Consider the following 14,992-nt stretch of genomic DNA (forward strand, 5'->3'; position numbering starts at 1 on the left):
CCACTTTAGTTTTGAATACTTAGCTCAATAAGGCGTGCAACTTAAGCGTAGGGTTGGCGGTCAGGCACAAACACGGGAGGGTCCCGTGCAAAATGTCTCGCTACCTCGATGAAAAAACTTTATGCCTTTCTGTTGCTGGGCCTGAGCTTCAGCGCCTGTCAGCAACAGCCCGTTCCTCTTGCCACCGACCAGGTAAATACCCTCGTGGGCAATGCGGGCTACGTAGCCGCCACGGGCCAGCAGCCCACTGCCAGCACCAATGATGATGCCCGAGTGCAGGCCCACCTGGCGTATGCCGAGCGGCTGTTGCGCCAGCGCCCTACGGCCGGTCTGAACCCCACGCTGGCCCAACGCCGCGTGCATCTGCTCGATTTGCTGCACCCCTATTGGACGGCCGGTGTGTTTCCGCGCAACTACGACTATCCCGGGGAGCGCCGGCCTTGCTTCATCGACCGCGACGGCCGCCTGTGCGCGGTTGGGTTCTTGGTAGCCGAAACAGCTGGCCGTCCCGTGGCAGAACGCATAAACAAAGCGCATCAGTACGACCTGATTGCCGACATGCGCGCCCCCGAGCTAGCCGAATGGGTGCAGACTTCCGGCCTCACCAAGCAGGAGTGCGCCCTGATTCAGCCCACTTACGGCTACCCAGTTCCCGGTGCCAGCACCCAAACCGTAGCCCCGGTGGCTACCCGCTACGCCGTGGGCACGGCCGTGTGGAGCGGCTTCAATACCATGCTGGGCGTCGCCAATGCCAGCCAGTTCAACCTGCCGGGAGTGAGCCGGGGCGTGGCCTACGTGGGCCTGCTCAGCGGAGCCGGGCAAGTGCTGATGGGCGCCTTTAATTTGCCCGCCGACGAAACGCCGTATTACGGCATCGGGTGGAATCCATATCCTGCGGCTGGCACATCGCACGCCCCGGAGCGTACCGTTTCCTTTGTGAATATTGGGGCAGGGACAGCCACTTTGGCGCTGAGTACCTGGAATCTGCTTCACCACCGAAACATGGCCAAAGCTAGCCGGACGGAGGTGGGAGTAGTTAATTTCCCGGGCCCATCGGGAGGAACCGGGCTTTCGCTGACGCACCGTTTCTAGCCGTTAGCAGTCAAAAAGTCCAGCTAAAACGAAAACTAAAACGCCTGAAGCAACCATTGCTTCAGGCGTTTTGGCTTTACATCAAATCCGTGAATCCCGTCAATCAAGGCGTCGATTTCGACGCCATCACCTGTTAATTCGGTTTACAGCGCCCGGCCACTATCCACCAGCTTTTGCAAGCGGGCTTGGGTGTTTTGCGGCAGGGCGCTAAGCAAATCTAGGCCGGTTGCAGCTTCGATTTTATCGACGGAAGTGAGGTACTGCCGCCAATCGGGATTCACACTGTTGTCGTTGGGCGTGTCGATGGCCAGCACGCGCACGCTAGGGTCGGTGCTGAGGCGCTGCAGGTCGTTCTGGCCTTCGGGGAGGATGACCATGACTTTCCAAATGCGGGCGGGCACGGTTACGCGGCCTTCGTCCAAGGTGGTGGCGAAGCCGTTGGCACCGGTGCCGCCTCGGCCGTAGCTGCCCATGATGATGTACACCTCCTGGCCGCGCTGCACCTGCGAGCGGCCGTATTCTTCGAGGTGGGCCCAGGTTTGCTGGTTATTGTGCGGGGCCTGGGGCACCATATTGGTCATCAGGAACGTGGCCGAATTGGCGTCGAGGTCGCTGGTGCGGTCGCCGCTGGGGCAGTTGTGGCCTTTGTCGAAGCCGGAGCGGGCGTAGCTGGCGGGCGTGACCTGGTAAAACTGCCGGGGCAGGGCAGCGTCGGGGCGGAAGTTGTTCTGGCGCGGGGCCTGGCCGAGGTCGCCGCGGCCCAGGTGCCAGCTCACCCAGGTGGGGATGCCGCGCGTGGCGTGGTAGCCTATCGTAAATTCCGGGTGCACCAGCAGGTAGTTGTTGGCGTTGGCGGGGTCGGAAGTGGCGCCGCTGGGGTTGCCCAGGGCCAGGTTGTCTTCGGAAGTAGACGGGGCTTGCGTACCCGCGCCTACCGGTGCCTGGCCGGTGCGAGGCTGGGCAGGCCGCGAATTAGGCTGGCCGGGAGTGGCCGGTTGGGGGGTGTTTCGGTTTTCGAAATAGCCGCCGGTGGCGCCGGTGCTCACGGCTACGGCGGGCCCTTTGGCCGTTTCCAGCGTAATGTCGTCGATGTTGAGCCGGTTGTTCGGGCCGCTGGTTTTGCGGATTTCCAAGCGGATGGGCTCGTTGGCCACGCCGGCGAACATGTGGGGCACCAGGGCCGGGCCGCGGGTTTCGATGGGCTGGCCGGTGCGCACGAAGCTGCGGCCGCCGTCGCGGCTCAGCCACAGCTCCCAGGTGCTGGGGCCGTCCTGCCCGTAGGCCGCCGCGCTGATGGTAATGCGCTGCACCCCGGGCACGGCGTCGAAGTTCATGCGGATGCGGCCCAGGTTGTGCAGGCGGGCCGCGCGCTCACCGCTTTTGTGGTCCTGCGGGCTGCTGCCCACCAAGGCATCGGCAAAGTGCCAGGTGCCGGTGGCCAGGGGCTCGTCTGCTTCGGTATATGCGCCCTTGCTGCCGGTTTCGAAGGTCTCGGGGAAAGGAGCGGGAGCCGCCTGAGCAGGCTTCGCAGGGGCCGGGGGCCGCTGGGTGGCATTTTCGGGCTGCTGCTGCGAACAGGCCAGCAAAGCCAGGGATAAAAGCAGGAAAGGGGAGCGCATGAAGGCGAAAGTAGGAAGCCCGGGGTTCTTAAGCGGACAATAAAAAGACCTCCGTTGGACTACGGAGGTCTTTTGCAACGTTACCAAAGTGATTTACTGCTATATCAAGGCTTCGGGAAGACTTTGTGCCGGAAGTTGAGCTGGATTTAAAACGGCTAATTCCGGCCAATGGCTGCAAATTTAAGAACTGCACGAAAGCGTGGCGCAGCCCGGCATGTCCCAGGCCCAATCGGGGCGTTTGGCGGCAAATTCCTCGTGCTCGGGTTGCTCACTATATGGGTGTTTGAGAACCTCCATCAACGTGTTCAAGTAGGCAAGGTCGCCTTTTTCGGCGGCTTCAATGGCATTCTGAGCCAGGTAATTGCGCAGCACGTACTTGGGGTTGGCGCCCAGCATCAGGGCCTTGATGGCCGCTTCGGAATTGGTTTCCTGCCGCAGGCGCTGCAGGTAGCGTTGCAGCCACTGGAGCAAGGGCGTGTGCGCCGGGTTGGGCATCGGAACATAGGTCGCGGCGGCCAGCAGCTCTTGGAAACGTTCGCTTTCCTGCTCGGGCGCGGCTACCAGTTCCGGGGCAATGTGCGAAAGCTGCCGGAAGAAAATGGTCATGTCAACCTCGGCTTCGGCCAGCGCCTCGTGCAGGCCGCCGGTCAGGTGCACGTCTTCCTTGGGGTGCAGGGCGGTGAGGCCCAGCTTGCGGAGCATGATTTCCTGCCGCGTGCTTTCAAATGCCGTCACGTACGAATCGAGGCCGGGCCGCAACACTTCCACATCGGAAACGAGCAGCGCCAGCGCCTCGGCCAGCCGCGCCAGGTTCCAGAGCGCGACCTGGGGCTGCTGGCCAAAGGCGTAGCGGCGGTAGCTGAAATCGGTGGTGTTGGGCGTCCAGCCGGGGTCGTAGGGCTCGAGCCAGCCGTAGGGGCCGTAGTCGATGGTGAGGCCCAGGATGGACATGTTGTCGGTGTTCATCACGCCGTGCACAAAGCCCACGGTCATCCAGTGGGCCACCATCACGGCGGTGCGCCGGCAAATTTCGGCAAACCACTGCACGTAGACTTCCGGCGAGGGCGCCCCCAGCTCGGGGTAGTGGTGCGTGATAACGTAGTCGGCCAGGGCGCGCAGGTTGTCGAGCTCGCCGGCGGCGGCCATCATCTGGAAATTGCCAAATCGGATGAAGGTGGGCGCCACGCGGGCCACAATGGCGCCCGGCTCGGGTCGGGGGTTGCCGTTGTAAAACATGTCGCGCACCACGGTATCGCCGGTGCCCACCAAACTAAGGGCCCGGGTGGTGGGCACGCCCAGGTAGTGCATGGCCTCGCTGCACACAAACTCCCGCAGGGAGGAGCGCAGCACGGCCCGGCCATCGGCGCGGCGCGAGTAGGGCGTGGGACCCGCGCCCTTGAGCTGGATTTCCCAGGTGCTGCCGTCGGTGGCTTCCAGCTCGCCCAGGGAAATGGCGCGGCCGTCGCCGAGCTGGCCCGCCCAGTTGCCAAACTGGTGGCCGGCGTAGCGCGCCGCAAAGGGCTTCATGCTGTCCGTTACGAGGTTGCCGGCCAGGGCATCCACCGTGGGGCCGCGCTCGGCGGGCCGGGCCAGGCCAAGGTAGTCGCCGAGGTCGTCGGACCAAGCCAGCAGGTGCGGGTCGCGCACGGGCGTTGGCTCAACCCGCGAATACGTGTAGCCCGGCACCTGGCGGGGCCGGTTGTCCGGGGCGGTTTCGCCGTGCAGCTCATCAACTAAAGTGTTGCTGAATTCGGCTTCGTGTAGTTGCTGAGGAGTCATTGGGAGAGAGTAGCTAACGAGTTGAGACGGAGAAGCAGGGCTCAAAACCAGCCGCTGCAAGCTGGCAAACGGGTATTGGGCGGGCTTGTTCGGTTGAGCTTAGGGTGAGAGTTCTTCAGATATAATGGCAGACCAACACCGTAACGCTCAGCTTTAAAAAATCCTTACTGATTCCCAGCAAACTCAACAGGCCCACAGTTGAGCTGCGGGCCTGTTAGGTGAAGGTGCTTGGGCGCAGTAATTACGCTTGTCTGTCGCCGCCGGTGAAAGCCAGCATCCAGCCCGGGTATTCGGGGGTGAGCTTGCTTACTTCATCAAGCTGCTGCAGCTCCTCGGGCGTAAACCGTACGTCGACGGCCTGGAGGTTATCGTCGAGCTGCTCCATTTTTTTGGCGCCGATGATGACGCTGGTCACCACTTGCTGGTGCAGCAGCCAGGCCAGTGCCAGAGCCGCTACGGAAGTGTCTTTAGCCAGGGCCATGGGCCGCAGGTGGTCGATGATGTCTAAGGCCAGGTCTTTGTTGACGGGCGGGAAGTCGAAGCCGCTGCGGCGAGAGTCGTCGGCCTGTAGGTTTTCGCGGGTGAACTTGCCGCTGAGAAAGCCGCCGGCCAGGGGGCTCCACACCATCAGGCCCACTTTTTGGTCGAGCAGCAGCGGCACCAGTTCGCGCTCCAGGTCGCGCCCGGCAATGGTGTAGTAGGCTTGCAGCGACACGAACCGGGACAGGTGGCGGAAATGCGAGTAGTCGAGCGCCTTCATCAGCTGCCAGGCCGCCAGGTTGCTGGCCCCGATGTAGCGCACTTTGCCGCTGCGCACCAGGTCGTCGAGGGCCCGCAGGGTTTCGTCCAGGGGCGTGAGCGGGTCGTAGCTGTGGATTTGGTAGAGGTCGATGTAGTCGGTGTTCAGGCGCCGGAGGCTGGCCTCGGCTTCGGCCATGATGTGCTTGCGCGTGAGGCCGGAATCGTTGGGGCCTTCGCCCATTTTGCCGCGCACTTTGGTGGCCAGCACCAGGTCGTCGCGGTTCACGCCCAGGTTGCGGATGGACTGCCCAGTGAGTTCCTCGGAAAGGCCTTCGGAGTAGACGTTGGCCGTGTCAATGAAATTGATGCCGGCGTCGAGCGCGCGCCGCATAATGTCGTCCACGGCCGGCTGCTGGAGCGAGCCAATGGCCTGGGCCCAGCCCTTGCCGCCAAAGGTCATGGTGCCGAGGCAGAGCTCCGATACTTTGAGGCCGGTTTGGCCGAGCAGATTGTATTTCATGGAAACTGGGAAAGGCGGTTAGCGGGAAAGAACCGGACTAGCGGCGGAATGTTGTTGGGCTGCGTTGAGCCAGCTCAACCTACTCCCGACCCAGCTACAGCACCGTCACCCCATTTTGCTTCAGTACCTGCTGGAAAAAAAGCAGCTGGTACGGCAGCGCATTCTGCCAGTATTCCCAGGTGTGGGCGCCGGGCCGCTCGGTGTAGTCGTGCGGGGTGTGGTTGTATACGAGCCGGCGGTGCACTTCGCGGTTGATGTCAATCAGGCCGTCATCGACGCCGCAGTCGATGATGAGCGGCAGCTTGTTGCGCTGAATCAGGTCGACGAGGTTGACCACAGAGTTGGCGGCAAAGCGCTCGGGGTTGTCGGCTTCAGAGCCGAGAACGGGCGCCCAGAGCTTGGCGCGCTGGACGGCATCGGCAGGGGAGAGCTTGCGGTTAAAGCTCATCAAATCCAGCGCGCCGCTCATGCTGCCGGCAGCGCAGTAGAGGTCGGGGTGGCGGGCCGAGAGAAACAGGGCCCCGTGCCCACCCATGGAAAGCCCGGAAATGACGCGGCCTTTGCGTTCGGCCACGGTGCGGTAGGTTTGGTCGATTTTGGGCAGAACTTCTTTGGCCAGGTAGGTTTCGAACTGGCTGTCCGGGCTCACCGGGCTGTCGAGGTAAAAGCTGAATGTTTCGCCCTCGGGCAGCACAATAATCATGTTGTACTGGTCGGCTAGGTTGTGCACCAGCTGCTTGTCGGGTGTGCTTTTCAGCCAGTCGGCAAAGTGGCCGTAGGCGCCGTGCAGCAGGTACAGCACCGGGTAATGAGCCTTCTTGTTTTTGGCGTAGGAAGCCGGAAGCACTACCGCGGCGCGGTAAGTTTTGTGCATGACCGCGCTGGGAATGGCCAGCGTATCGATGCGAGCTGCAAAAGAGGCGGTAGATGCTGTGAGGAGGAATAGCGTAAGGAGTAGGAGGCGGAGCATGAGGACGGAATTGTGTGGAATGGGAGTGAGCGATATAAAAACGTCATGCTGTGAGCGTCTTGCTTACAGCAATAAACCAATCCTCTGTCATGCAGAGCGCAGCGAAGCATCTTATCGAGTTAGAACGAATCGTTGTGGCGTGATAAGATGCTTCGCTACGCTCTGCATGACAGACGGCGCGGGCAAGATGAGTCGCTGCAATCTGCTAGACGGATTACCGGAAATGTGCCGACGGGCGTTACCGCATAAACACCGGCCGAATCAGATTTTCGAACGTGAAAATCTCGTCCCATTTCTCCTGGGTGAGCAGCCCGCGTTCGGTCACAGCAATGTCGTGCACGGACTTGCCGGTGAGGAGGGCTTCCTTGGCGATTTCGGCTGAGGCCTCGTAGCCAATGACGGGGTTGAGCTGGGTGACGATGCCAATGCTATTGCGCACGAGGCTTTCGGCGTGGGCCTTGTTGGCGGTGATGCCCACCACGCACTTGTCGCGCAGGGTGCGGCAGGCGTTGGTCATGTAGCTGATGCTGGTGAACAGGGCGAAGGAAATCACCGGCTCCATCACGTTGAGCTGGAGCTGGCCGGCTTCGGCGGCCATGGTCACGGTGAGGTCGGCCCCGATGACGTAGAAGGCGGTCTGGTTCACCACTTCGGGCACCACGGGGTTCACCTTGCCGGGCATGATGCTGGAGCCGGGCTGCAGGGGCGGCAGGTTGATTTCGTTGATGCCGCAGCGGGGGCCCGAGGAGAGCAGGCGCAGGTCGTTGCAGATTTTGGAGAGTTTCACCGCCGTGCGCTTGAGCACGCCGGAGAGCTGCACGTAGGCGCCCGTGTCATAGGTGGCCTCGATGAGGTCGCCAGCCAGGATGAGGTTGAGGCCGGTGATGCGGCGCAGGTACTCGGTCACGAGCTCGGGGTAGCCGGCAGGGGCATTTACGCGGGTGCCGATGGCGGTGGCGCCCATGTTGATTTCATCGATGAGGCGGCGCGAGTCGTCGATGCGGAGCAGCTCCTCGCGCAGGTTGGTGGCGAAGGCGTGGAACTCGTCGCCCATGCTCATCGGCACGGCATCCTGGAGCTGGGTGCGGCCCATCTTGAGTACGTCCTGGAACTCCACGCCTTTCTGCGCGAAGGCATCGGCCAGCGCGCCCAGGGTTTCCCGGTAGCCCACCAGCTTGTTGTTGAGCGCAATGCGAAAGGCGGTGGGGTAGGCGTCGTTGGTGCTTTGCGAGCAGTTGACGTGGTTGTTGGGGTGGCAGTACTGATAGGCACCCTTGGGGTGGCCCATGATTTCGAGGGCCACGTTGGCAATTACTTCGTTGGCGTTCATGTTCACTGACGTGCCCGCACCGCCCTGAATCATGTCGGTGAGAAACTGATTGTCGAACTCGCCGGCTGCCACTCGGTCGCAGGCCGCCACAATGGCTTCGCCGATGGGGGCGGGCAGCACGCCCAGCTCGCAGTTGGCCAGGGCCGCGCCTTTTTTCACGTAGGCCAGGGCCTGCACAAACAGCCGCTCGGTGTTGATGGGAATGCCGGTAATGGAGAAGTTCTCGAGGGCGCGCAGGGTCTGGATGCCGTAGTATGCGGTGTCGGGCAGCTCGCGTTCGCCGAGGAAGTCGTGTTCAATTCGGAAGGTGGTCATGGGCAGGGGCCGGTGGGATGGAGGGGCTTGTACGAAATGAGTAAAGCGGCAGACAAACGTACAGCTCAGCTTGGCTAAGTGTGGGGTTTGCGGTGTTCCTTTACTGCATTCCCGCCCAAAAATTATCCGCGTTTTCGCTCTGCATGAAACTTCGCTACCTGCCCTTGCTGGCCCTGGCCGTAGCCAGCTGTTCCCACGGTGATAAGCCAGCCGCAACCGCTGCGTCCGATGCCCGCTTCGATGCCTTCAAAAACCGGTTTATAGAAGCGCTTTGGCGCCAAAACCCTGATTTTGCTTCCTCGCAGGACTACCACAAGTACGATTCGCTGCAGGTAATCCCCGATGCCGCCCAGCGCCGGCGCGACGCCGCTTTTACGCAGCAGTACCTGGCCGCGCTCGGCAAGTTCTCGCTGGATAGCCTCTCGCCCAACAACCAGATTGACCTGCGCCTGCTGCGCAACGAGCTGCGGGCCGAACGCTGGTACGCCGATACGCTCCAGAATTGGCAGTGGAACCCGGCCGGCTACAACCTGGGCGCCACGGTGGGCGACCTGCTCAACGGCCGCTACTTCCCGCTGGACCGCCGCCTGCGCAACATCTCCGACAAAATCAGCCACGCCGCGGAGTTTTACGCTGCTGCGCGGGCCAACCTCAGCAGCCCAACGCGGGAACACACCCAGCTGGCCATCAAGCAAAACACCGGCGGCCTGGCCGTATTCGGCTCGGCCTTAGCCGACTCGGTGCAGAAGTCGGGACTGAGCGCGGTGGAGAAAAAAACGCTTACCGACCGCATCGCCGCCACGCGGCAGGCGGTGCAGGGCTACCTCGATTTTTTGCAGAAGCAGGTGCTGCCGGCTGGCAAGTTTCGCTCGTTCCGCATCGGCAAGGACCTGTTTGACCAGAAGTTTGCCTACGACATTCAGTCGCATTTCACCGCCGCCGAAATTTACCAGCAAGCCCTTAAGCACAAGGCCGAGCTGTTGCACGACATGGGCCAACGCGCCGCGCGGCTGTACCCCAAGTATTTCCCCGGCCAAAAAGCCCCGGCCGACACGCTGGCACTCATCACCGCCGTGGTCAATCAGCTCACCTTGAAGCACGCCCCGCGCGAAGGGTTTGTGGATGCGGTGAAGCGCCAGATTCCGACGCTGGTGGCGTTTGTAAACGAGCATAAGCTTCTGACCCAGGACCCCAGCAAGCCGCTGGTGGTGCGCGAAACGCCGCTCTACATGCGCGGCAGCGGCACGGGCGCCAGCGTATCGGCCCCCGGCCCCTATGACAAAGGCGCCAATACTTATTATAACGTGGAGCCGATTCCGGCCGAGTGGACGCCGGCTCAGGCCGAGAGCTACCTGCGCGAGTACAACGACTACACCCTGCAGATTCTCAACATCCACGAGGCCATTCCCGGCCATTACACTCAGCTGGTGTACGCCAACCGCTCGCCTTCACTGGTGAAAAGCATTTTCAGCAACGGCGCCATGGTGGAGGGCTGGGCCGTGTACGCCGAGCGCATGATGCTGGAAAACGGCTACGGCAAGAACTCCGACGAGATGTGGCTGCTCTGGGACAAGTGGAACATGCGCGTGACCCTGAACAGCATCATCGACCGCGCCATTCAGGTCGACAACATGAGCGAAAACGACGTGGTGACGATGCTACGCCGCGATGGTTTCCAAGAGGAAGCCGAGGCCCGCGGAAAGTGGCTGCGCGCCACGCTCAGCCAGGTGCAGCTCAGCAGCTACTTCTCGGGCTACACCGAGATTTATGCCCTGCGCGAAGAAATAAAGAAAAAGCAAGGCAAGAATTTCAACCTGAAAGCCTTTCACGAAGAGTTTCTCAGCTACGGCAGCGCCCCGGTCAAATACATCCGCGAGCTGATGCTGCGGAAGTAATCGCCAGTTCATCCAACTGGGCCGGAGCACCGGAATCATTTAGATGTTCATGGTGTCTGAGGCGCGGGGTAGCAAGGTTGACCTTACTTTTGCTGGCGCCCCGCCATTGCCACTATTCTATGTTAGAAAAACTACTCAATTCGGCCGTCGTTGATACGGATGACCAGGGGCTCCGGCAGTTCATCTACGAGCACCCGAAGGTGTTGGCCCAATTTACGGCCGATAACTGCCCGATTTGCGCGTTGGTAGCCCCGGGCTTTCAAAGGCTTGCCGGCGACAAAGCCTACGACGGCATCTTGTTCATCCGGCTCGATTCCGACGAAAACCCCGTAGCCAAGCACCTGATGGCCCAGCGCGCGGCGCCGTTTTTCGTGAGCTACTGCCAGGGCCGGATGCTGGAGTGCGACACCCAGGTAACCGATGCAGCCGTGCTGGCCCAGCTCGACCGCCTGCGCGCTCACCAGCCCCAACCGGCCTAGCACGCCCGTCGCCTTACTTTTGGCGATGTTTTTCCTACTTTCCAAAGTTCTCGATTTCGTATTGCTGCCTACCGTGTGGCTGCTGGCGTTGCTGCTAGCCGCGCTGGTGGCCCGGCAGCCGCGTCGCCAGCGCCAGTGGCTGATAGCCGCCGCACTGCTCACGCTCGTCGGCACCAATCCGGCCCTCGTCAACGAGGCCTTGCTGGCGTGGGAAATGCCGCCGGTGCCGCTTGCGGCCCTGCCCGCCCACGCCGATGCCGCTGTGCTGCTCACCGGCGTTACGGAAGTCAGCAAATCGCCGCACGACCGGGTGTATCTGGGTCAGGGCGCCGACCGCCTCACCAACGCGCTGTGGCTGTACCGGGCCGGACGGGTGCGCCGCATCATCGTATCGGGCGGCTCGGGGGCGGTGCTGCAAAAGGCCCACACCGAAGCCGAGGACTTAACCACGCTGCTGCGCCTGGCCGGCGTGCCGCAGTCGCACATCCTGGTAGAAACCCGCAGCCGCAATACGCACGAAAACGCGGTGTTCACGAAGCAGCTGCTGGTTGCCCACCCCGACATCCAGTCGTTGATATTGGTAACCTCGGCGTTCCACGAGCGGCGCGCCCTGGGCTGCTTTTATAAAGTTGGGCTAAGTCCAATTCCTTTCCCCGCCGGCTTCCGCACCACCGACCGCGCCCGCACCCCGGACTACTGGTTTGTGCCGGACCCTGAGGCCCTGGTGCTCTGGAGTTTGCTCATTCACGAGATGAGCGGTTGGGCTGTTTATAAGGCGTTGGGGTATTTGTGAGTTGAATTAGAACGTCATGGCGGGCGCAGCGAAGCATCTCGTATGGGCTAGCGACTTAATCGGCTGTCATGCTGACGAAGGAAGCATCTTATCAAGTCAGAACCAATCGTTGGAGCGTGATAAGATGCTTTCTTCGTCAGCATGACAACGAAGCGAGGGGCTACCCTGCGTACTCCAAGTTGTCTGATTCAATTTTGTTGTCTGATTCAATTTTACTTTTACTTGAGCTAAAACCCGCCCTTCCCGCTACTCCACCTTCGCAGACGCAGCCGCGTCCTTGCCAATCCACACGGATTTCTGGTTCACGAACTCCCGGATGCCCAGGTACGACAGCTCGCGGCCGTAGCCGGACTTTTTGACGCCGCCGAAGGGCAGCTCGGGCATGGATTTTACGAGGCCGTTTACGAACACGGCGCCGCTTTCAATTTGCCGGGCCAAGGCTTCGCCTTTCTTGGAGTCGGAGGTCCAGATGGCGGCGCCCAGGCCGAAGCGGGAGTCGTTGGCGAGGCGCACGGCGTCGTCGGCGTTTTTGGCTTCCAGCACCAAGGCCACGGGCCCAAACAGCTCTTCTTCGTAGGCGCGCTGGCCGGGCTTGATGTTCGACAAAATCATGGGCCGAAACAGGGCGGTGCCGGGCTTGGCCTGGCCGCCGAACAGCTCCACTTTAGCGCCTTGCTCCACAGAGTCGTTTACCTGCTTGGTGAGCTCATCGGCCAGGTCGGGGCGGGCGAGGGGGCCGTACTGCGTGGCATCGTCGAGGGGGTCGCCGGGGCGCATGGCCAGCAGGTGGGTTTTCATCTGGCTGATAAAATCCTTGATTACCGGCTTCTCCACGATAAAGCGCTTGGCGGCAATGCAGCTCTGCCCGGTGTTTATCATGCGGGCCTGGGCCGCGGTTTTGGCCGCCAGGGCCACGTCGGCGTCGGCCAGCACGATGAAGGCGTCGCTACCGCCCAGCTCTAGCACGGTTTTCTTGATGTGGGCCCCGGCGATGGCGGCCACGGAGGCGCCGGCGCCCTCGCTGCCGGTGAGCGTGGCCGCGCGCACCCGGTCGTCGCTCAGCAGCTTCTCAACCAAATCGGAGCCAATAAGCAAGGTGCGGAAACACGCCGGCGGCAGGCCCGCATCGTGAAATATCTTCTCCAGCGCCAGGGCGCATTGCGGCACATTCGAGGCGTGCTTGAGCAGGCCCACGTTGCCGGCCATCAGGGCCGGCGCGGCAAAGCGCACAACCTGCCAGAGCGGGAAGTTCCAGGGCATAATGGCCAGCACCACGCCCAGGGGCTGGTAGCTGATGAAGCTGCGGCTGGCGTCGGTTTTCACCACCTCATCGGCCAGGAAACCTTCGGCGTGCTCGGCGTAGAACTCGCAGCAGGCGGCGCATTTCTGCACTTCGGCGCGGCCGTCGGTCACGGGCTTGCCCATTTCCAGCGCCATGGTGCGGGCCAGGTCGTCCTGGCGCTCGCGCAGCAGGGCCGCGGCGGCGCGCAGCACGTCGGCCCGGTGGGCAAACGGCGTGGCCTGCCACTTGGCGGCGGCGCGGTGGGCCTGGTCGAGGATGCGCTCAGTTTTGGCCCAACTAAAAGGAGTGAAACGGCGCAGCACGCGGCCGGTGTGGGGATTGTAAGTTTCGATGGCCATAACGGGAAGGCAAGAATAGCAAGGTGAGAAAGACGCAACAGTACGCGGGAAATGGCCTTCAAGCTGAAGCGCAAGGCGGTAATTTCCCAAAGCTTCAACTTCAGTGGGGGTGGTTCGGTTACGTAGGCCCAGCGCGTATGGTGCCCATTGCCCGGCTCCGCGTATTTTCGTGCGCTAAGTATGGTGCCGGTTCTGGCCTCTTTTTTCACTTTCTGTCACTCCCGTGTCCGATACCCCCCTTATTTCCCTACCACCCGCCGCCGAGGCGGAACTCGTGCGACGGCTGCAGGCCCGCGACGAATCGGCCATGACGCTCTTTTACGAGCGGTATTCGGCGGCCCTCTACGGCGTCATCTTCCGCATTGTGAAAGCCGAAGACGAGGCCGAAGACGTGCTGCAGGAAGCCCTGGTGAAAATCTGGCACGCCTTTGCCAGCTACGACTCCAGCAAAGGCCGCCTCTTTACCTGGGTTCTTAATATATGTCGGAATCTGAGTATCGATAAAATCCGCTCACGTCAGCACCGCGTAGGTAGCCGCACTCAGGGACTGGACGATAGTCTGACGGCGCAGCGCCAAGCCGCACCCACGACCTTCCGCCCGGAGCACATAGGGCTGCAGGAAATCACGCAGAAATTGATTCCCGAACAGCGTCAGATTATCGACCTGCTCTATTTCGAGGGCTTTACGCAAAGTGAAGTGGCCGAGGAGCTCAACCTTCCGCTGGGAACGGTGAAAACCCGGGCCCGCACCGCCATCAAAGTCCTTAGCAAACTTATTCGCTGAATCAATCGTGGAAAACATCCAAGACTATATAGAATCGGGCATCCTGGAGCAGTACGCTCTCGGAGAGCTTTCGCCCGCCGAACAAGCGGCCGTGGAAGCACAGGCGGCCCGCCACCCCGAAATCCAGGCCGAACTGCAACAGGTACAGGAGGCGTTGGGTTTTTATGCCGAAGCACACGCCCTCACGCCACCTGCCGGCATGCGCGAGCGGGTGCTGGGCAACGTAATGGCTCAGATTGCGAAGCCCAGCAGTACGCTGCGGGCCGATGTAGACGCCGTGGCCCAAGCCAATAGCGTCGCCTATGCTTCTACAAATCAACCCGTGGACTCGGCCCCAGAAGCGGTGGTGCGGCCCCTGTCCTCGGCTGCTCCGGTGGCTGCTAGTTCCTCGCGCTCCACTTGGGCCATGGCGGCCTCGGTGGCCCTTATCCTGAGCCTGGGCGCCAATGCGCTGCTATACAGCCGCTGGAAAGACGCTAGCTCCGACCTCGTGGCCCTGCAAAACGACCAGGCCCGCTTCGCCACCACGACCACTGTGGTGCAGAAAGAACTCGGCGCCCTGCGCCAGGAAAACCAAGTGTTGCGCAGCGACGAGTTCCGGGCCGTGGCCCTGGCCGGCACCAAAACTGCGCCCACGGCGCACGCCAAGGTGCTGTTTAACCCCGCGACCCATAAGGTCTTCGTCGACGTGAAAAGCCTGCCCGCCCTGCCCGCCGGCAAGCAGTACCAGCTCTGGGCCCTCGACAAAGGCCAGCCCGTGGATGCCGGCGTGCTCACCGCGGCCACGGCCACTGGCGAAGGCCTTCAGCAGATGAAAGACATTGCCAGCGCCCAGACCTTTGCCATGACGGTGGAGCCCGAAGGCGGCAGCGTAAGCCCAACCCTGAGCACCATGACCGTGGTGGGGAACATCTAAAAGCCCTGTCCGCACTCTGCGAAGGGAAGAACCAAAAGAGTTGAGCTGATTTCCCATAACTTTCGGAGGATTACCGCCTGTGGGCCAAAGCGGCTGGCAGGCGGTAATTTTGTATTCT

General features: G+C 61.9%; 12 protein-coding genes. 6 read left to right on the forward strand and 6 right to left on the reverse strand.

Features of this window, described 5'->3' with window-relative positions; genetic code table 11:
* Positions 1-108: 108 nt before the first annotated feature.
* Positions 109-1,092: a hypothetical protein gene (locus AUC43_RS13490; protein WP_068194527.1), complete on the forward strand. Its 984-nt coding sequence runs from the start codon at positions 109-111 to the stop codon at positions 1,090-1,092.
* Positions 1,093-1,235: 143 nt separating this feature from the next.
* On the opposite strand, the gene AUC43_RS13495 is transcribed toward AUC43_RS13490, so the two are convergent.
* From AUC43_RS13495 to aspA, 5 genes are all read right to left on the reverse strand, one after another.
* Entirely contained in the window at positions 1,236-2,711 is a 1,476-nt protein-coding gene (locus AUC43_RS13495; RefSeq protein WP_068194529.1) for a DNA/RNA non-specific endonuclease, read from the reverse strand.
* 180 nt (positions 2,712-2,891) lie between these two features.
* Positions 2,892-4,490 (reverse strand): protein adenylyltransferase SelO, encoded by a 1,599-nt coding sequence (locus AUC43_RS13500; protein WP_068194532.1) that lies wholly within the window; start codon positions 4,488-4,490, stop codon positions 2,892-2,894.
* 241 nt (positions 4,491-4,731) lie between these two features.
* Positions 4,732-5,751: an aldo/keto reductase gene (locus tag AUC43_RS13505; RefSeq protein ID WP_068194535.1), complete on the reverse strand. Its 1,020-nt coding sequence runs from the start codon at positions 5,749-5,751 to the stop codon at positions 4,732-4,734.
* A gap of 94 nt (positions 5,752-5,845) precedes the next feature.
* Entirely contained in the window at positions 5,846-6,721 is an 876-nt protein-coding gene (locus tag AUC43_RS13510) for an alpha/beta hydrolase (protein ID WP_068194539.1), read from the reverse strand.
* Between the two features lie 238 nt (positions 6,722-6,959).
* Positions 6,960-8,366 carry an aspartate ammonia-lyase gene (aspA, locus tag AUC43_RS13515; RefSeq protein WP_068194541.1) on the reverse strand — a complete coding sequence of 469 codons (1,407 nt, stop codon included), beginning with the start codon at positions 8,364-8,366 and terminating at the stop codon, positions 6,960-6,962.
* A 143-nt stretch (positions 8,367-8,509) separates the two neighbouring features.
* Here aspA and AUC43_RS13520 point away from each other — a divergent pair, with 143 nt between their 5' ends.
* From AUC43_RS13520 to AUC43_RS13530, 3 genes are all read left to right on the forward strand, one after another.
* Positions 8,510-10,261 carry a DUF885 domain-containing protein gene (locus AUC43_RS13520; RefSeq protein WP_068198617.1) on the forward strand — a complete coding sequence of 584 codons (1,752 nt, stop codon included), beginning with the start codon at positions 8,510-8,512 and terminating at the stop codon, positions 10,259-10,261.
* Positions 10,262-10,380: 119 nt separating this feature from the next.
* Entirely contained in the window at positions 10,381-10,740 is a 360-nt protein-coding gene (locus AUC43_RS13525) for a thioredoxin family protein (RefSeq protein WP_068194544.1), read from the forward strand.
* A 25-nt stretch (positions 10,741-10,765) separates the two neighbouring features.
* Positions 10,766-11,533: a YdcF family protein gene (locus AUC43_RS13530; RefSeq protein ID WP_068194547.1), complete on the forward strand. Its 768-nt coding sequence runs from the start codon at positions 10,766-10,768 to the stop codon at positions 11,531-11,533.
* Positions 11,534-11,779: 246 nt separating this feature from the next.
* Here AUC43_RS13530 and AUC43_RS13535 read toward each other — a convergent pair whose 3' ends face one another.
* Complete coding sequence (locus tag AUC43_RS13535; RefSeq protein WP_068194549.1) at positions 11,780-13,174, reverse strand: NAD-dependent succinate-semialdehyde dehydrogenase; 1,395 nt, start codon at positions 13,172-13,174, stop codon at positions 11,780-11,782.
* 223 nt (positions 13,175-13,397) lie between these two features.
* Between AUC43_RS13535 and AUC43_RS13540 the strand changes: the two genes are divergently transcribed.
* Positions 13,398-13,958 carry an RNA polymerase sigma factor gene (locus tag AUC43_RS13540; RefSeq protein ID WP_071885918.1) on the forward strand — a complete coding sequence of 187 codons (561 nt, stop codon included), beginning with the start codon at positions 13,398-13,400 and terminating at the stop codon, positions 13,956-13,958.
* Between the two features lie 7 nt (positions 13,959-13,965).
* On the forward strand, positions 13,966-14,874 hold the full coding sequence (locus AUC43_RS13545; RefSeq protein ID WP_068194557.1) for an anti-sigma factor: 909 nt from the start codon (positions 13,966-13,968) through the stop codon (positions 14,872-14,874).
* Positions 14,875-14,992: the final 118 nt, after the last annotated feature.

The organism is Hymenobacter sedentarius, assembly GCF_001507645.1.
Lineage (GTDB): Bacteria > Bacteroidota > Bacteroidia > Cytophagales > Hymenobacteraceae > Hymenobacter > Hymenobacter sedentarius.